The sequence below is a fragment of the Micromonospora sp. LOL_014 genome, from assembly GCF_048060245.1.
In the GTDB taxonomy this organism is placed as follows: Bacteria; Actinomycetota; Actinomycetes; order Mycobacteriales; family Micromonosporaceae; genus Micromonospora_E.
This window is the reverse complement of sequence record NZ_JBHMIP010000025.1, coordinates 76,724-95,496: the sequence shown is the minus strand read 5'-3', so window position 1 is coordinate 95,496 and position 18,773 is coordinate 76,724. Positions and strand designations below refer to the sequence as shown.

Sequence of the window (18,773 nt, the reverse complement as noted above, 5' to 3'; positions counted from 1 at the left end):
ACCCGTCAGCGGCACCGACGCGGCGGCTCGCCGCCGACCGCGCGGGCAGCTGGGGTCGCCACGTCGCAGAGCCGGGCCACGACCCGGCCCGGGTCGAGGTCCCACACCTGGGCCGAGGTGTCGGTCGAACCGCTGACCAGCAGCCCGTCGCGGGTGAACGCGATCGCGTTGACGTTGTCGACGTGTCCGACGAGCACCGCCGTCAACTCGCCGCTGTCGGTTTGCCACGCCCGGACCAGGTCGTCGCTTACGGCGGTGGTGACCAGCTGCTCGCCGTCCGGGCTGAAGGCCACCGCAGACAGCCTGGTGGTGGGTGTGTCCACTGTGCCGACCAGGTCCAGTCCGGCGACGGTGCGCAGCTCGACCTGACCGTTGCTGCGGGCCACCGCGACCAGGTGTCCGTCCGGGCTGACCGCGAGGTCGGTCAGTTGAAGGTCCGCGATGACTGCCCGGTCCCTGCCGGACAGGTCGGCGGTGTGCCAGGATCTCAGCTCGGCCCGCACCACCGTCTCGTCGCCGCTCACCACACCGTGGTTGGCGGTCGCCAACAGCGTGGTCCCGTCGGCGCCGAAGCCCAGGGCGTTCACCGCACCACCGGTCGGCAGGAAAGTCGGTTCGACGTCCCGGTCGAGCCGCCAGACCAGCACCCCGCTGTCCTCGCCGGCCGGGTCGAGCACGGCGACGGCGAGCAGCTGGCCGTCCGGGGAGTACGCCGGGTGCCTGGTTGTCCAGCCGTCCCGCCCGGCGGCGGTGTCGTGCCCGACCAGTTCACCGGCGACGGTGTAGCGCAGCACGCCACTGCCGGTGGTGCTGACCGCGAACGTGCCGTCACCGGCGACCGCGACCCCGGTGACGGTGTCCGACGCGCGGACGCTGGCCCGCACAGCACGGGTGCCCAGATCCCAGATCCGTACCACGTCGTCGCCGGCGGCGGTGACGACCCGGTCCGCTGCCGGGTCGACCGCGACGAACTGGACCGATTCCGGATGCCGCAGCAGCACCCCGCTGCGCCGGAACAGCACCGTCGGGGCGTCCGGCCCGGTGACGGCGATGGTCCGGCCGTCGGCGGCCACCGCCACGTCGGCGACGACCCGGCCGGCGTAGCCGGTGAAGCCCGAGGAGACCACCCCGGTGGTCAACGCCCAACTGTCGATCCGGCTGGTACGCCACCCGCCGGTGGTAAGCAGCGAGCCGTCCGGGGTGACGGCGAGCGGCACCGCGGCGCGAAACGGCCCCGTCTGCAGGGCGGTACGTTCGCCGGACGACACCGACCAGCTGCTCAACGTCCCGTCGGGTCCGCTGGTCACCAGCACGTCGTCCGGGCCGAAGGCCACCTGTTGGGCGGCGGGCAGGCTGCGGATCAGGGCCCGGTCGGGCAACTGCCAGACCTGGACGTCACCGTCGGTGGGGTTCGCGACGGCCAGCAGCGTACCGTCGGCGTTGATGGTCAGGTCGTAGCCGAGCATCCCGGTCGGCAGCGACCACTGCAGTTCGCCGGTGTTCGCCGACCAGCCGCCGACCTGCAACTCGGGTGACAGGTCGGTGCCGAGTCGTCCGGCAACGACCGTGGCACCGGTGGGCAGCCAGCCGAGCGCGCCGACCGCCGGCAGGGTGTACCGCAACTGACCGGTCGACACCTCCCAGATCCGGACACCGTCCCTACTGAACGAACCGGAGGCGAGGAACCGGCCGTCCGGTGAGAAGGCCAGTGACACCACGCCGGCGTCGGCGGCGTGCCGGAGATCGACATCGCGCTGGCGCAGGGTGGCGACGTCCCAGAGCCGGACCAGACCGTCCTGATGTCCCACCGCCACCACCGTGCCGTCCGGGTTGACTGCGGTGGACAGCCCGCCGGGCTCGCTGCCCAGCGGCCCGATCGTCCCCGCCGCCTGCGCCGACAGCAGCGCACCGTACGCCTCGACGGTGGGTGCCTGGTCCCAGGCGTCCAGCGCCCTGCCGACGGCGAGCAGGTCGTTGTCGGCGGCCGCGGCGATCTGCGACTCGGCGGCTAGTTGTCGGGAGATCGCCTGCCGGCGTTGGTCCTCGGCGGCGGCCTGCCGGTTCACCGCGACCAGCCCGCCGGCCACGGCGAGCAGCAACGCCGCCGCGAGGCCCACGGCCAGCCGGCGCAGCCGCCGTACGCCGCGCAGCCGGGCCAGTTCGGCGGCCTCGGCGGCAGCCACGCTCGCGGACAGGAAGTCGACCTCCGTCGCGGACAGGTCGTTGCGGTCCACCTGGTCACGCACCAGCGCCAGCCGGGTGCCGCGCAACAGCAGGTCGGGGTCGCGGCCGGCGGTCTGCCAGTCTTCGGCTGCGACGGCCAGTCGCTGCCGCCGGATCAGTTCGTCCCTCGCCTCCGCGAGCCAGCTGTCCAGGCGCGGCCAGTTGGTCAGCAGCGCCTCGTGACTGATTTCGACGGTGTCGGCGGCGACGGTGACCAGCCGGGCCCGGACCAGCCGGGACAGCAGGTCGGCGTCGAACAGCCGGCTGGCGTCGCGACGGCGGGCCACCGCCCCGGTGTCGGTGACGGTGACCAGGCGCAGCATCGCGGTCCGCAGCGCGGCGCGGCCGGCGGGATCCAGGTCGAGGTGGATCCGCTCGGCCGACTCGGCGACGGCGCGGCGGATTCCGCCGGTGCCCCGGTAGCCGGCCACGGTCAGCCGCCGCCCGTCGCGCCGCTGCCAGGTCGCCCGCAGGGCGTGACCGAGCAGGGGCAGCGCCCCTGGGTCGTAGCCGGCCCGTGCTGTCGCGTTCAGGTCGGCGAGCAACAGCTCGACCAGCCCGGTTTCGATCTCCAGGCCGGCCCGCGCCGCCGGCTCGGTCACCGCGCGGCGCAGTTGGTCGGCGTCCATCCGACCGAGGACCAGATGCCCGGCGGCCAACGCGTGGGCCAGCGGCGGCAGTTCAGCGCAGTCGGCGTAGAAGTCGGCGCGGACCGCGATCACCACGACGGCCGGCGCGGCGGCGGCCAGCGCGGTCACGAAGGCCAGCCGGTGGGCCGGGTCGGCGCACTCGGTGAACAGCTCCTCGAACTGGTCCACCACGATCACCAGCCGGCCGTCAGCGGGCGCGGCCCGGGCGGCGAGCGCACCGAACAGCTCCGGGGCCGCGTGCACCCGCGCTGCCGGCAGGTCCGCGGCGTCCGCTCCGGCGGCGACGAGCGTACGGTCGACCAGCTCGTCCAACGGCCGGGCGCCCGGGGTCATCAGCAGCCACGGCCACCGGTCCGCCGGGCCGAGCGAACCGGCGGCGATCGCCGGCAGCACCCCGGCGCGCAGTACCGACGACTTGCCGGCCCCGGAGACCCCGGTGACGATCAGCGGCGGACCACCCACCGCCTGCTCGGCGAGGCGGCTGAGTACCTGCTCGGTCTGCTCCTGCCGGCCGTGGAACCAGGGCGCGTCCTCCGGTTCGAAGGCGGCCAGGCCGGGAAACGGGCACACCGGGTCGTCGGTCGCGGCCGAGCCGGGCTCTGGCCGGTCCGAGTCGGCCTGCGGTTCGGCGGGTGCCTGCACCCGGCTGCTCAGCTGGGTGATGGTGAGCAGTTGCCGGCGTACCCGGTCCATCTCGACGCGCTGCTCATGGCTGCGTTTCGCCAGTTCGCGGCGGACCTCCCCGAGCACGCGGTGGACGTCGGTCAGCATCCACCGCAGCGCGCCGACGTCGTGGCCGAGGGCCTGGAACGTGGCGGCGAGGTCGTCGCGCAGCTGCGCGTCGGTCTCGGCCGCGGCGGCCAGCGCCACCTCGACCGCGTCGATGCCCCGCAGCAGCTCACCGAGTTCGGCGCGGATCGCCTGGGACTGTTCCCCTTCGTCGGCGAGTCGGGCCAGCAGTTCCTCGGCCAGCGCGTCACGCCACTGTGCCTCGGTGGCCCGCCGGCCGCGCATCCGTTCGGCGGTGTCGACCAGCACGTCGGTCAGGTAGCCGCCACCGATCTGGCCGAGCTGCCCGACGACGGCGGCGAGCAGCCCGCCGGAGCCGATCCCGGCGGCGATCGGCGCCAGCGCCGAGGCGGCGAGGAAGGCGAGGATGCCGTACGGGGTGGCGTCGCTCAGTCGTGCCCCGGAACGCCGTGCGGCGGCGCGGACCCAGTCGCGGACCCCTCGCCGGGCCCGCGCGGTGGTGTCGCCGTCCCGTCCGACATCGGCGGAGCCCGCGTCGGCGTCGGCCGCAGCGGCACCGTCCTGATCGGCCATGCCCGTCCTCCTCGCCCGATGCGTCGCTACACAGTGAACAGCAGCCGGACCGGCGGGCGGCGAAGACGCGCCGCAGCGCGGCAGCCGCCGACCCCGGCCCGCCGCGCCACGCACCCGAACGGCACCATAACGTCAACTAGATATCCATGATGATGGGTATCTGGAAAACTACTTCCAGCAAGAGAGTGGAGTGAAGCTCGCCCTGCCGTCGTTGACGGGGCGGGTCAGACCTGTCGAAGGGGAAGTCCTGTGACCATTTCCGCAACCCGGAAGACTCTCACCGCCGGGCTGACCACGCTGCTGGCACTGGTCAGCTGGCCGGCAGCGGCCCAGGCCGCCGGACCACTCGGCGAGATCCGCCGGGCCGGTGGCGCCACCGCCATCCCGGACAGCTACATCGTGGTGCTGGACGACGACGCGGCGACCGCGTCAACGGCCTGGCGGCTCGCCGACCGGTACGGCGCCACCGTGCAGCACGTGTTCGACACCGCCATCGAGGGCTTCACGGCCCGGATGAGCGCCACCGCCGCCCGTCGGCTGGCCGCCCACCCGGCCGTCGCCCACGTCGAGCAGGATCACACCGTCGCGCCGTTGACCGCCGGCGTCCAGCTGAATCCGCCGTCCTGGGGGCTGGACCGGATCGACCAGCGCAACCTGCCGCTGGACAACCGCTACGCCTACCGCACCACCGCACCCAACGTGCACGCCTACGTCATCGACACCGGAATTCACCGGACCCACAGCGACTTCTCCGGCCGGGTCAGCACCGGCTTCGACGTGATCGACGGTGGTCCGGCCGACGACTGCAACGGCCACGGCACCCACGTCGCGGGAACGATCGGCGGCAGGGCGTACGGCGTCGCGAAGGCAGTCCAGCTGGTGCCGGTACGGGTACTCAGCTGCAGCGGCTCGGGGTCGATCTCCGGGGTCATCGCCGGAATCGACTGGGTGACCGCCAACGCGATCAAACCAGCCGTCGCCAACATGTCGATCGGCGGCGGCGCCAGCACCACGCTGGACGCCGCAGTCGTCAACTCGATCCGATCCGGCGTCACGTACGCGGTGGCGGCCGGTGGCTCCAACACCAGCGCGTGCAACACCTCCCCGGCCCGGGTGCCAGAGGCACTGACCGTCGCCGGCACGACGATCACCGACGCCAGAATGAGCTCGGCCAGCTACGGCTCCTGCCTGGACCTGTTCGCCCCCGGTGCGAGCATCACTTCGGTATGGCACACCGACAACTCCGCGATCCGGGTGCTCAGCGGCAGCTCGATGGCGACCGCGCACGTCACCGGCTGCGCGGCACTGGTCGCCGCCAGGAACCCCTCGTGGAGTGCCGCGCAGGTCGGCGACTACCTGATCCGCAACGCCACCACCGGTGTCGTCACCGGCCCCGGGGCCGGCAGCCCGAACCGGCTCGTCTACTGCGCCGGCTGACCGCCGGATCGACCCGCGAGGAGGAACAGACGATGGCAACGACCGTCAGCGCGCACCCGCCCACCCGTACCGGCAACGCCACTGGCCGCCGCGGCACCCCCGCCGGCTGCTGGCCACCGGCCTGACGCTGGTCCTGACCACCGCCGCGCTGGTCGCCGGCACCACGGCACCGGCGCAGGCGGCGACCACCCCGGGCATCGAACGTCTCGCACTGACAGGGCTCGATTGACTGGACCAGCGTGCGCAACAGCGGCATCGAGTTCGCCTACATCAAGGCCACCGAGGGCACCAGCTACAAAGATCCCCGGTTCGACACCAACTACGTCGCCGCGTACAACGCCGGGCTGATCCGAGGGGTCCCTATGGGTTGTGTCAAGCAGCGAGGCGGGATTCGTCCGCCGGTTGGGGCTGGTATGGCCGTTGATAAAGACGCCGAACCCGTCGTGCACAGCTCGCCTCCTCACCGCGATGACCTGGCTCAGCCGCTGGTCCCAGCGCCGGACTGCCGGCATCCACGTCACGGAGAGACCTACCCCACGACGGGGTGCCGGGTCCCTATCAGCGGTCCGCCGACGCCACCCGGCCCGGCGACAACACCCCCCGGATCATGCGCACGACAGGGGCATTCAGTCATACCGAGCCGGGCGACCGAGCCGTCCCCGGGTGGGGACGATCAAAAGACCTTTGATCTCCGAAAGCGTCAAGTCGTCGGTTCGCCGTCAGGTGATGAACTGGAAGATCTTGCCGGTCTCCAGCGGCTGCGGGGTGCCGGTGAAGCGATGAACGCCGACGGAGAACAGCACGTCGTCGGGAGCAGTGAACGCCCGTTCGCAGAACCCTGCGTCGGCCAGCCACCTTCGGACCGCCGGTGTCAGGTCGGGGGCACGTCGTGTCCTGGTCCAGATCACCGTGGCATCGGCAGCGCAGAGCTGCGGCAGCGCGTGAACGGTGGCGTGGGCGTCGGCGTCGCTGACGTTGCCCAGGACGCCCGCCATGATGACCAGGTCGGCGGGCACCGCCTGCCGGTATGAGGCGAGGTCACCGGCGTCGGCCTGCGCGACGGCCACCGTGTCGAGGCTCTCGGCGATTGCTCGGGTCCGGGCCGCGGCGACGTTGCGCGGATCGTACTCGATGAGCGTGGCGCTGACTCTTCTGGCGTCCTGGCGCGACGCCAGCACGGTGAGAATGTCGTGACCTTGGCCGGCGCACATGCTGACCACGGACACCGCTTCGCCAGGTCGTTCATCGAGCCATGCGGCGATGTGCTGCTGGACCAGCTTCAGCCGGCGTGCCAGGGGTGAGCCGGGGTCGGTGTAAGGGCTGTGCCAGGCATACCAATCGTTGGCGGTGTCCATAAGGGTTAGCGTGTCTGCGTCAACCCGTAGCGGCGAGCGCCGGCATGCCGATCGTGGGGAAGGGCTTCTCAAGGTCGTAGGGCTGGCCTGTGGCCAGGCAGTGGTGCAGGCAGCCGAGGGGCCGGTTGAAAGGTGGCGTAGCCAGCCCGACGCTCCAGAGCGCCACCCGGGCGGTCTCGTCGACCAGGACACCGGCCAGCCAGGGTACCGCCGAGACGGCGAACCAGCCCCAGATCCGCACCGCGCGCTGCCGGGCCATCTGGTCGTGCAGTGCGAAGAAGAAGAACAGGCCGCGGCCCAGGTGGATGGTCAGGTACGCGCCGACGAAGATGGTCGCACAGTTCTCGAACGCTGCCGGTAGCGCCGCCGTCATCAGCAGCAGGGCGAGTGCGACCACGAAGGCTAGGTCGAAATACAGCTCCAGGAAGGTGGCGCGCCGCGGTGCCTGCTCGCCACGGAGCAGGCCGCGCGGGTCGCCGGCCGCCGTCACGATCGCACCGGGGAACGGGCCGACCGGTCGGTTCCGGGACACGAACTGGACGGCATATCGGTCTTATCGTACGGCCTCTATCGGCTGTCACCGGCCCGATCGCGGTGACCGGCCCGGCCACGGCCGAGGCCGGTCACCGCAGGTCAATCAGCCGAAATTATCCGGCCGTGCAGGCCAGGCCGTTCACCGTGAACGAGGTCGGCCGGGGGTTGCTGCCGGAGTGGGTGCCGTTGAAGCCGATGCTGGTGCTCGCGCCGGGTGCCAGCCTGCCGTTCCAAGCCGCGTTGCCGGCACTGACCTGGTTGCCGCTCTGCGACCAGCTGGCCGACCAGCCCTGCGTCACCTGCTGGCTGCCCGGGAACGCGAACCGCAGTGTCCACCCGTCGATCGTCGACGCACCAGTGTTGGTGATCATCACCGATCCGGTGAATCCGGTGGACCAGTCGTTGGTGGTGTAGTCGACCCGGCAGCCAAGCACCGGCGGGCCGCCGGTCGGAGTGGGCGACGGTGACCCGGTCGGGGTGGGAGTCGGGGTCGGGGTCGGGGTGGGAGTCGGGGTCGGGGTCGGCGGGACCGACGGGGTCGGGGTCGGGGTCGGGGTCGGCGAGACCGACGGGGTCGGGGTCGGTGACGGTGCGTCCGGCACCTGTCCCCAGATCAGCGTGCCGGACTCGTACAGCGGGACCGCCCGGTTCGGCCCGGTGGCCGCCTGGTAGGACGGGTCGTTCGCGGGATCCCAGGTGCCGCCCTCGGCCACCCCGATCTTCAACTGCACCTCCATCCGGTGCGCCGACTGACCGGCCGGCGCGATGGTGTGGCCGGAGCAGTCGACCTCGACATACCACAGGTCACCCGAGTGCTGCCGGGCCTCGGTGGGTTTCGGACACCCTTGGCTGTACGGGCTGCTCACCTCCAGCGCACCCGCACCATCGCGGACGAAGTAGTACCGGAACGTCGCGCCGGTCAACGCCCGGGCGGGGAAGGCCGACTTGTTGTAGATCATCACCTTGACCCCGGTCGACCGGGTCTCGTTCTGCATAACGGTCGTCTCGATGGAGATCTCGTCGATGTCCGGCGTCTCCGGCTTCGGGAAGTCCGACAGCGGAGTGCCGCCGTACTCCTGGTGCAGCCGGACCAGCGCGGAGGTGAAGCCGGCATTATAGTCGGTGGCCACCTCGTTCATCACGTAGTCGTCGCGGCGGTCGGTGTAGGCGTCGTCCGGCGCGGACGGGCCGCCGACCAACGCCCCGTACAGCACGTGCCGGGTCTCCTCGGGCACCTGCATGCTGTCCCACCAGGAGCCGTGCGCGGTGCGGTGGTGCGGGTTTCGCGGCGGATTCGCCCCGAATCCGATGACGTAGCTGGAGTTGCGTGGGTTGTCGCCGAGCGCGTAATCGATCTGCCGGACGGCGAAGTCGTGGTAGCGGGTTCGGCGGGTCGGGTCGGTGATGTTGTCGCTGTAGACCAGCGCGGCGAAGGCGGTGTTCGCGGCGTAACGCAGCGCCCCCCAGGTGTCGAGGACCGCCATCCCGCCCGGTGAGGTACGCACCTTCTCTCCGTTGACGCCGACGGTCCAGTAGTCCAGCCACCGGTTGGCGTCGTCGACGTACTTCTGCTTCCCGGTCAGGTTGGCCAGCAGCACGTACGCGCCGAACTGCTTGTTGTCCCAGGCGAGGGTCCACTTGTAGGCCCGGGTGTCGGTCTGCGGTTCGGTGCCCAGGTTGTCGTACTCGGCTTCAGCCTTGGCCAGGTAGGACCCCTCGCCGGTGGCCCGGTGCAGCCAGATGGCGCCCCAGACCAGTTCGTCCTGGTATCCACTCCATGACCGGTAGAAGCTGGTCGCGTCGGTGATGCACTCGTGGTACGCCTTACGCACGGTGTCGGCGAAGGTGTAGAGCTGCCGGGCGTGACCGACCAGGGTGTCTGCGTACGCCGGATCGGTCGGCCGGAAGACCATCGACGACGCGGCCATCGCGGCCGCCGTCTCGGCCGCCAGGTCCGAGCCGCCACAGGTCGCGTCGATGCGGTACGCCGGACGCGCCATCGGCATCACCTCGGCCGGACCCCACCATTTGTGGTCGTCGTCGCCCTTGCCGACCTGGCCGTAGAGCACGTTGGGCGACGGATGCGCCTTGATCAAGTAGTCGTTGACGTACCGCAGATTGTTCAACAGGTGCGACAGCTGCCCGGAGCTGGCGTAGCCGGCCCGGTAGTCGACCGCGCCCCAGGCGAGCATGGTGGTGGTGAAGGCCATCGGAAACCCGAACTTGACGTGGTCCCCGGCGTCGTACCAGCCGCCGGTGAGGTCGAGGCCGACGTCCGCCCCGTCGTCGAGTGCTGAGTCCGCCCGCCAGGAGACCCGGTTCCACTGCGGCAGCGGGCCGGACTGCTGCGCCTCGTAGAACAGCAGCGACTTCTGCAGCGCCTCTCCGTAGTTGAACGGTGGGGCTGCTGCGGCACCGGGTCGGGGAACCGCGGCTGTCGCGGCTGCGGCGCTGAGCAGGATGGCCATGCCGCTGGCCGCCAGCCTGCGTCGCCAACGTGTCCGGCCGGCCGGCCGATTGTCTGCGCGCACTACACTCACTCCTGTCCGTGGAGCCGCGCGCGGTAGCGCGTCGTGGAGGACGCCGAGGGGCGGATGTGGGCGCATCCGCCCCTCACCTCGTGTCGGTCGCGCTGTCGCGGCGGTCAGCGGCCGGCCCGCCGGTGGGGTGCGGGCCAGCCGGTAGATGGCGGTCAATGGTTCTCGGCTGATGGTTCACAGGGGTCACGATGCCAGCCAGCACCGGCACCATGGGAGCGCTCCCATCGACAGGGAGCGATCATTACGCGTACCGATGATTAAACCGCCCCGGCCCGGCTTTGGGAAGCCCGCAACCGCGACCAACCGGCGCACACAAAGGTGCGGGGTCTCCTCCTGCCGTCCTACAGGAGGAGACCCCGCCGTGCCACCCGGACCTCGCGTCCAACGCACCGGACCCGCACCAGGACCGGGACGTCGGGGCAACCGCCTAGGTCGTGGTGGCGGGAGTCGGTGCCGAAATGTCGACCGGCCGATCGACCAACGGCACCGTGACGCTCATCATCTCCCCGTCGCGCTCGGCCGGACCCGGCCGGTGCAGCCGGGCCAGGGTACGCAGCATGCCGAGATCATCCGCGGCGATGTGTGCAACCAACGCCGCCTGCCCGATCCGACCGGCGTGACCGGCCAGCCTGCGCAGCAGCGCTGTACCGACCCCACGCCGGCGCCACCCGTCCTCGACCAGCAGTCCGACCTCGCCGAGGGCGCCCTCGACGATCAACTGCCCGGCACCGACGATCCGGTCCGCCGCCGCGTTGGGGTCGACCGCGACGAGCAGCACCCCTCGGGGCTGTTCCAGCATCCGCCGCAGCCGGGCGGTGATGACCTCGGACGGTCGGCCGAGAAGACCGGGCGTGCGGCTCTCCGGCGAGCACCGGACCACCATCGCGTGCAGCGCGTTGAGATCGTCGGAGACCGCCGGCCGCAGCAGCAACTCGGCACCGTCCGGCATCATCAGCGTCACCTGATCGCCGGTCCGTCGGTTGACCGCCGCCGCCAGCTCGACCAGAGCCTGCGCTCGGGCGAATTCAGCAGGGGTGAAGCTCGGCTCCCGCCGGACGACGTCGTAGCAGCCGCCGGCCGGATCCGGCAGCCGCATCGTGTCCGTCGACCGGGCAGCCACCTGCGAAGCTGGTGCCGGCCGCCAGGTCACCGAGCCGGCACCGAGCAGGGTACGCAGCACGTCACCGAGCGCCTCCGGATCGCGGACCAGCCGGTTGGCCAGGGCGAGCGCCCGGGCGGGCTGGTCGGCCAGCCCCCGAGCCTCGGCCCGGATGGCCCAGGCGTCGCGGCCCCGGCCACGCTCCACCGTCGCGACGAGATCCTTTTCGGTCATCGAGTCGGGCGCGTCAACGAGAAAATCGTCGACCGCCCCGGCCTCGGTGGTGTGCACCTGGACGGCGAGGATGTTGACCGCGCGCAAGGCCAGGCTGGCGGTCAGCACGGCCAGGTAGCCCGGCCGGTCGTCGACCGTCGCTCTGATCCGCCACAGCGCCATGGCTGCTCCTCTCCCCAGGTGCTCGGTGCCCGCTTGGTCAGCGCCGCACTGCGCCCGCTTCCTACCTTGCCGCCGCGCTGTTTCCCTCAGGTTGCCCGGCGGTGACTTCTCGCGGTGCCGTCTGCGACCTGCGTCTCACCGTCTGGCGGTGACCGGGTCAACGGTCACCAGATCCAACCGGTCGCCCAGGATCACCGTCGCCGCCCGGACCAGCTGCGCTGTCCGGTCCACCTCGGTGACGTGGAACGCGGCTGCCGGCAGACCGTCCCCGTCGACCCGGGACACGATCAGCACCAGGCCGGCCCGGCCGAACGGCACCGATGCGTACCGCACCCCGTCCGGGCCGTCCATCGGCCGGGCGCGCAGTGGCGTGACCTCAGGCAGTCGCAGCGGCACCGGCGCGCGCCAACTCGCGTAGGCGACGGCCGGTTCGCCGCCCGTAGGAGACTCGTCCACCGGCACGGTCAGGCCGGTCATGAAGTCGTCGTCGGGCAGTTGACCACCGTCGAACCGCGACTCCGCGCCGGGCGTCGGAGCCGGCCCGGCCAGCCCGGCGGACTGCGCCGTGGCGGCACCGGCCGGCGGCCGGGACGCGCTGCGGATCGCCCAGTCGGCCGGCACCACGGCTGCGGCCGCCCAGTCGGCTGCCAGCAGCCCCGGTACGGCGTCGACCAGCGTGGCCAGGCCGTCAACCGGGTTGGCGGCGACCTGGGCGAGCAGTTCGGCGTCCTGACCTCCGGTCACCGGAGTGCCGATCGCCCGCCAGACGCCGTCGACCTGGACTCCGGGAATCGCGGCCAGGCCAGCGAGCAGCCGGTCCACCCGGGCCGCACCCGGCCACACCACGGTGAAGTCGTCCACCGCCCGACCACCCAGCCGCTCCAGGACGGTCACCTGGACGATGTCGGCGCCCGCGACACCGAGTGTGCGGGCCACCTGGCCGAGTGCACCGGGCCGGTCCGGCAGGGTCACGCGAACCCTCAGCAACATGTCAGTCCTCCCGTAGCGCAGGCCGGCCCCCTCCCCCGGTCGACAACCAGCCTGCCCGATGACCATTTCATCCCTGTTGCGATGACATGACTCGGCAGGAAAACCCCTGGAGTACAGGGTTGGACACGCTGCACCATCACCCGTTCGAATGAACTTCACCGGCCAGCCGAGTCGCGGTCAGGCCGAGTCGCGGGCGACCATGTGGGTCTCCAGCAGGACGTACGGGACCTGCAGCTCATCGTGCCGGATCCGGGACAGCAGCAGTCGGGCCATCTGCCGGCCCATCTCCTCCACCGGCTGGAAGACGGTGGTCAACGGCGGATCGGACTGCCGGGCGATCGGGGCGTCCTCGAACCCGACCACGGCCACATCGTCGGGCACCCGGCGGCCTGCCTCGCGCAACGCCCGCAGGGCGCCGCAGGCCATCAGGTCGGACGCGACGAACACCGCGTCCAGATCGGGATGGCGCTCCAGCAGCTGGCGCATCGCCGCGGTGCCGCTGCCCTCGCTGAAGTCGCCGTAGGCCACCAGGGACTCGCCACCGTCCGGGCCGCTGTGCCGGATCGCCTCGTGGTAGCCGGTCAACCGGGCGACGCCGACCCCCATGTCCTGCGGGCCGGCGATGGTGGCGACCCGCCGCCGGCCACCGGCCAGCAGGTACTCGACAGCCAACCGGGCGCCACCGGCGTTGTCGACGTCAACGAAGTAGGCCGGACGCGCGTCCGGGTGCAGCATCCGAGCCGGCCGGCCGCCCAGCACGCTCGGCAGACCGCGCTGTTCGAGCAGCGTCGGCAGTGGATCCGCGTCGTGCAGTGACAGCAGCAGTACACCGTCGACATGCTGGTTGGTCAGATGGTGCTCGACCCGCTCCCGTTCGGCGGATGACTGGGCCATCGCCAGCCAGAGCTGCATCGGGGTGTCGAGCAGCCCGGAGCTGATACCCCGGACGATCCCGGCGAAGAAGGGTTCACCGAAGACCCGCTCCTCGGATTCGGAGACCACCAGCGCGACGGAGTCGGTCCGTTGGGTGACCAGGGCCCGGGCCGCCCGGTTCGGCACGTACCCCAGCTCGGCGATCGCCTGCTGCACCGCCGCCCGCGCTTCGGGGCTGACCTGCGGCGAACCGTTGACGACACGGGACACCGTGCCCCGACCGACCCCGGCACGCGCGGCGACCGCGTCGAGGGTGGGCCGCCCGAGTGACCGGGTGCGCTGGGTTGTCATCGTCTGTTCCTCCGACCCTGGGCCGTCGGCGCCGGTTCCGGCGGGGAACCGGCGCCTCGCGGCCCGTTATTGCTGGCTGACCACGCCTATTGTGCGGCCAGACCGTTACGTCGGATCACATCGGCGTACCACCTGGCGCTCGACTTGGGGATCCGAAGCTGGGTGTCGTAGTCGACATGGATCATGCCGAAGCGCTTCGAATAGCCCCAAGCCCATTCAAAATTATCCATCAAAGACCACGCGAAGTAGCCCCGCACCGGCACTCCGTGGGAGATTGCCTCGTGACAGGCACGCAGGTGAGCGTCGAAATAGGCCAACCTGTCCGGATCATCGACTTTGTCGTTGACGACGTCGTCAACGTAGGCCGAGCCGTTCTCTGTGATGTAGATCGGCACCTCAGGGTACTCGCCGTTGACCCGGCGCAGCACCTCCACCAGGCCGGGGGCGTCGACCTCCCACCCCATGTCGGTCACTGGGAGTCCGCGCGTGACAAATCGGATCCGCTCGCTCCCCGGCCAGCAGGACGGTTCGTCGGCCGTGTCGGGCGCCGGCGCGCCGCTGACCACGTGCCGGCTGTAGTAGTTGATGCCGAGCACGTTCAGCGGGGTGGCGATGACGTCCAGGTCACCCTCGCGGACATGGGCCAGATCGGTCACCAGTTCCAAGTCCGCCACCACGTCCTGCGGGTACCGCCCGAGCAGGATCGGGTCGAGGAAGATCCGGTTGGCCAGACCGTCGATGCGCCGGGCCGCGTCGACGTCAACCGCCGAGTCCGTCTCCGGCGACACGGCGTACAGGTTGAGCGTGACGCCGAAGTCGTGGTCCGGCCGGGCCGCGCGCATCGCCTGCACCGCCAGACCGTGGCCGAGCATCAGGTGGTGGGCGGCCCGAACCGAGTCGGCACCGTCGGTGATCCCAGGGGCGTGCACGCCCGAGCCGTACCCCAGAAAGGACGAGCACCAAGGCTCGTTCAGCGTGGTCCAATACCGCACCCGGTCACCCAACGCCCCATGCACCAACTCCGCGTAGTCGGCGAACCGGGCCGCGGTGTCCCGGGCCGGCCACCCGCCGGCATCCTCCAGCGGCTGCGGCAGATCCCAGTGGTATAGGGTCAGCCACGGCTCGATGCCCTGGGCTAGCAGCTCGTCGACCAGCCGACGGTAGAAGTCCAGCCCGGCCTGGTTGGCCGCGCCGGACCCGTCGGGCTGCACCCGTGGCCAGGACACCGAGAACCGGTACGACTTGAGGCCGAGCTCGGCCATCAGCCCGACGTCCTCGCGGTAACGGTGGTAGTGGTCGCAGGCCACATCGCCGCTGTCCCCGCCGAGCACCTTCCCCGGCGTGTGACTGAAGGTGTCCCAGATGGACGGCTTACGGCCGTCGACGTTCGCTGCGCCCTCGATCTGGTAGGCCGCGGTGGCGGCACCCCAGAGGAACCCGGGTGGAAAGAGTAGCTGCCCGGAGCCTTCGCGGAACTCGGCGGTCTGCGGACTTGCTGCTTTGGTCACGACTTGACGGCGCCTTCCATGATGCCGCCGATGATTTGGCGGCCGAAGAGGATGAAAACAACGAACAGCGGGAGTGTCGCGATCAGCGTCCCCGCAAAAATCTGGGAATTGTCGGCGAAGTACGCCGAGTTCAGGCTACGCAGGGAGATCTGCACCGTCGGGTTGGTCGGGTCGGCGAGGACCACGAACGGCCAGAAGAACTGGTTCCACTGCTCCATGAAGGTCAGCAGACCGAGCACCGCCGCCGCCGGGCGCAGCGCCGGCACGACCACGTGCCAGAAGATCCGCCAGGTGGAGCAGCCGTCCACCCGGGCCGCCTCAATCAACTCGTTGGGCACCGCCTGTTCGGCGTACTGCCGCATCATGAAGATCCCGAAGCCGCCGATCAGGAACGGCACGATCACCGACGGCATGCGGTTCAGCCAGCCGAGTTCGGACATCAGAATGTAGAGCGGGAGCACGCCGAGCTGGATCGGAATCATCATCGAGGCGAGCACGATGAGCAGCAGCGCGTTCTTGCCCCGGAAACGCAGTTTGGCGAAGGCGAAGCCGGCGAGCGAGCCGAAGAAGACCGTCGCCACGGTGATGGTGCCGGATACCAGGACCGAGTTCATCAGCCCTTTGAGAATGTTGGCGTCCTGGTTGGCCAGCACCCGGCCGATGTTCTCACCGAGGTTGCCGCCGGGCAGGAACGGCGGCGGCCAGGCGTTGGCGGCGTCGTTGGTCCGCGACGCGATGACGATCATCCAGTAGAACGGGAAGAACGACAGGAGCACGCCCAGGATCAGGCCGAACCAGGTCAACGGGCTCGCTCTGAACAGCCGCTCCGAGGTCGACGACGGGCCCTTGCCTCGCTTGGGCTTGTTGGCCACGGGTTGCAGGGTTGCGGTGGTCATCGCGCCTCACTTGTCCGAGCTGATCCGGCGGGCCAGCAGATAGTTGACCAGCGACATGAACGCGATGAGCAGGAAGAGCAGCAGCGACACGGCGCCTGCGTAGCCCCACTGGAACCGCTGGTTCATGACGTCGAGCAGGTACATGGTGATCGTCTGGAACTGACCCTGGGAACCGCCGGAGATGCCGCCGGGTCCGCTGGTGAACAGCAGCGGCTCGGTGAACAGCTGCAGTCCGCCGATCGTCGAGATGATCAGGGTAAAGATGATGGTGGGTCGCAGCTGCGGCACGGTGATCGACCAGAACTGGCGGGTCCGCGACGCGCCGTCGAGGGCGGCGGCCTCGTACATGTCCTTCGAGATCGCCTGCATCGCGGCCAGGTAGATCAGCGCGTTGTAGCCGATCCACCGCCAGTCGACCATGGTGGAGATGGCGAACCAGGACCCGAGCTTGCTCGCCCGGAAGTCGATCGGCTCGACGCCGAACAGCGACAGCAGCCAGTTGACCAGGCCGAAGTCCCGCGCGTAGATCATCGAGAAGATCAAGGCGACGACCGCGGTCGAGGTGATGATCGGCATGGCGATGGCCAGCCGGAAAAACGTCTGTCCCTTGATCCGCCGGTTCAGCGCGTTGGCCAGCATCAGCGCGATCAGCAACTGCGGAACGGTGGACATCAGGAACATGCCGAACGTGTTGTAGACGGCGTTCCAGAACTGCGGATCGTCGGTGATCAGCCGGACGAAGTTGTCCAGGCCGACGAAGCTGATTTCGGCGTTGAGCGGAGACCGGTCGGTCAGCGCGATCCAGACGGTGTAGACGATCGGATAGACGCCGAAGATCGCGAAGATCACGAAGAACGGCAGGACGTAGAGGTAGGGGGAGAGTTTGAGGTCCAGTCGGGTCAGCGAGCGGCGCCGGGCCGCCCCACCGCCGGCCGGACCCGCCCGGTGGCCGCGTGGCTGCGCCGACGCGGGGGTGTCTAGCTCCAGGCTCATCGGGAAAGTCCTTCAGTTGTACGGCGGCCGGCCGACGTCGGCCAGGGAGGTCAACGCGCCGCTGGCACCGCGACGCGGCGGGAGAGATGGCGCCGGCAGGTCCTGCCGGCGCCATCTCTCACCCGGGTTGTGACACCGCGCTACCGGCCGGCGGCCGTGCCGTTCGTGATGGCGTCCTGCCACCCCTCTTCCGGCGACTGGCCCTGCTCGACCGCCCGCAGCGCGTTCTCCACTGCGGTACGGACCGCCTGGTTCTTCGGGCCGAGGTAGACCGGCTTGAGCTCACTGGCACCGGCGGCGAAGATCTCGCCGGTGGGGGCGTCGGAGAAGTACTCGTTGACCGCCTCGGCGACCTTCGGGTCGGCCAGCGCCTGCGGCGACGACGGCAGGTTGCCGACCGCCTCGAAGGCGGCGATGTGGCCATCCGGGCTGGTCAGGTACTTGACCAACTCGGCGGCGGCGGCCTGGTACTTGCTGGAGGTCGGCACCGCCAGGAACGAACCGCCCCAGTTGCCGCCGTTGCCCGGCGCCGTGGCGATGTCCCACTTGCCGGCGGCCTCCGGGCCGGCCTGACCCTCGATGACACCGGTCATCCAGGCCGGGCAGGCGATGGTGGCGAAGGTGGCGTTCTTGAAGCCGGCGTTCCACTCGTTGGAGAACGACTGCAGGTTGTTCGACAGCCCAGCCTCGATCATGTCGGTGGTGAGGTCGAACGCGGCCTTCACGTCCGGGTTGCTCTCCATGACGAACTGGTTCTCAGTGTCGTAGTAGGTGTACCCGGTGCCCTCGCCGGCGATCTGGCTCAGCACCAGGTTGTAGAAACTGGTCGCCGAGTCGACGAACGCCTTGTCCGGCGTGGCCTCCTTGAACTCCTGCCCGACCGTGATGAAGTCGTCCCAGCTCGACCAGAGCGCGCCGACCTCATCCCGGTCGGTCGGCAGACCCGCCGCCTCGAACAGGTCCGAGCGGTAGCACAGGGCCATCCCGCCGACGTCGGTGCCGAGCCCGAGCACCTTGCCGTCGGGCAGCACGCCGGCTTCCCACTTCCACGGCAGGAAGTTGCCCTCGAGTTCGTTGGCGCCGTGCTCACCGAGGTCGACGAACTTGTCGGCCTGGGCGAAGAACTGCGAAATCGTGCCCTCTTCGATCGCCACCACGTCCCCGGCACCGGAGCCGGCGGTGATCTGCTGGGTGAGTCGGGTGTTGTAGTCGCCGAGGCCGAGGCCGATGCCTCGCTGCTGAACGGTGACGTTCGGGTTGTCGGCCTCGTACTGCTCGATCAACTCGTCGTATCCGAAGCCTGCGTCGCCGAAGATGTCGACGACCAGGGTGATCGGGCCGTCCGGATCTGAATCGGCGTCGTCGGAGCCGCAGGCCGTGGCCGTCAACATGACAGCGGAGGCGAGTGCGACCGCGGCGTACCGCCGGAGCGTGACGCTCATCCTGACCCCTCTCAAGGTCGCTTTCTGTGGTGGGGGGTGACCGTGTGGTGTCCGCCGCGACAACGGGAACTTGCGTTGACGAAAGGGGTTCGTCGCCGGGGAGCGGGCACTGCACGACCACGCTCCGCGGTTGGTCAAGCAAGTGACGTGGATCTCACTCACC

The 18,773-nt window shown here is 70.3% G+C and carries 12 protein-coding genes and 1 pseudogene; 2 read left to right on the top strand and 11 right to left on the bottom strand.

The annotated features are described in order from the left end of the window. Window positions 1-5: 5 nt before the first annotated feature. Complete coding sequence (locus tag ACFHW1_RS21450; protein ID WP_416615974.1) at window positions 6-4,196, bottom strand: NACHT and WD repeat domain-containing protein; 4,191 nt, start codon at window positions 4,194-4,196, stop codon at window positions 6-8. A gap of 249 nt (window positions 4,197-4,445) precedes the next feature. Here ACFHW1_RS21450 and ACFHW1_RS21445 point away from each other — a divergent pair, with 249 nt between their 5' ends. Beyond that, window positions 4,446-5,633, top strand: coding sequence for a S8 family peptidase (locus ACFHW1_RS21445; protein WP_416568391.1), 1,188 nt, complete (start codon window positions 4,446-4,448; stop codon window positions 5,631-5,633). Between the two features lie 239 nt (window positions 5,634-5,872). Next, a pseudogene (locus tag ACFHW1_RS21440) lies at window positions 5,873-5,932 on the top strand (hypothetical protein); the annotation flags it as partial. 420 nt (window positions 5,933-6,352) lie between these two features. Here the strand turns inward: ACFHW1_RS21440 and ACFHW1_RS21435 are convergent. From ACFHW1_RS21435 to ACFHW1_RS21390, 10 genes are all read right to left on the bottom strand, one after another. Next, entirely contained in the window at window positions 6,353-6,988 is a 636-nt protein-coding gene (locus tag ACFHW1_RS21435; RefSeq protein WP_416555691.1) for a class I SAM-dependent methyltransferase family protein, read from the bottom strand. A 19-nt stretch (window positions 6,989-7,007) separates the two neighbouring features. After that, complete coding sequence (locus ACFHW1_RS21430) at window positions 7,008-7,520, bottom strand: low temperature requirement protein A (RefSeq protein ID WP_416555693.1); 513 nt, start codon at window positions 7,518-7,520, stop codon at window positions 7,008-7,010. Window positions 7,521-7,635: 115 nt separating this feature from the next. Then, on the bottom strand, window positions 7,636-9,990 hold the full coding sequence (locus tag ACFHW1_RS21425) for a glycoside hydrolase family 9 protein (RefSeq protein ID WP_416615998.1): 2,355 nt from the start codon (window positions 9,988-9,990) through the stop codon (window positions 7,636-7,638). A 499-nt stretch (window positions 9,991-10,489) separates the two neighbouring features. Further along, complete coding sequence (locus tag ACFHW1_RS21420; protein WP_416555695.1) at window positions 10,490-11,557, bottom strand: GNAT family N-acetyltransferase; 1,068 nt, start codon at window positions 11,555-11,557, stop codon at window positions 10,490-10,492. 135 nt (window positions 11,558-11,692) lie between these two features. Next, on the bottom strand, window positions 11,693-12,547 hold the full coding sequence (locus tag ACFHW1_RS21415; protein WP_416555697.1) for an amino acid-binding protein: 855 nt from the start codon (window positions 12,545-12,547) through the stop codon (window positions 11,693-11,695). Between the two features lie 177 nt (window positions 12,548-12,724). Then, complete coding sequence (locus ACFHW1_RS21410) at window positions 12,725-13,771, bottom strand: LacI family DNA-binding transcriptional regulator (protein WP_416555698.1); 1,047 nt, start codon at window positions 13,769-13,771, stop codon at window positions 12,725-12,727. Window positions 13,772-13,857: 86 nt separating this feature from the next. Continuing rightward, window positions 13,858-15,279 (bottom strand): GH1 family beta-glucosidase, encoded by a 1,422-nt coding sequence (locus ACFHW1_RS21405; RefSeq protein WP_416615972.1) that lies wholly within the window; start codon window positions 15,277-15,279, stop codon window positions 13,858-13,860. Beyond that, entirely contained in the window at window positions 15,276-16,175 is a 900-nt protein-coding gene (locus tag ACFHW1_RS21400) for a carbohydrate ABC transporter permease (RefSeq protein WP_416615971.1), read from the bottom strand. Before ACFHW1_RS21400 ends, ACFHW1_RS21405 begins: the two co-directional genes overlap by 4 nt. A gap of 6 nt (window positions 16,176-16,181) precedes the next feature. Then, window positions 16,182-17,168: a carbohydrate ABC transporter permease gene (locus ACFHW1_RS21395; RefSeq protein ID WP_416555700.1), complete on the bottom strand. Its 987-nt coding sequence runs from the start codon at window positions 17,166-17,168 to the stop codon at window positions 16,182-16,184. 140 nt (window positions 17,169-17,308) lie between these two features. Continuing rightward, complete coding sequence (locus ACFHW1_RS21390; RefSeq protein ID WP_416555701.1) at window positions 17,309-18,610, bottom strand: ABC transporter substrate-binding protein; 1,302 nt, start codon at window positions 18,608-18,610, stop codon at window positions 17,309-17,311. Window positions 18,611-18,773 lie beyond the last annotated feature (163 nt).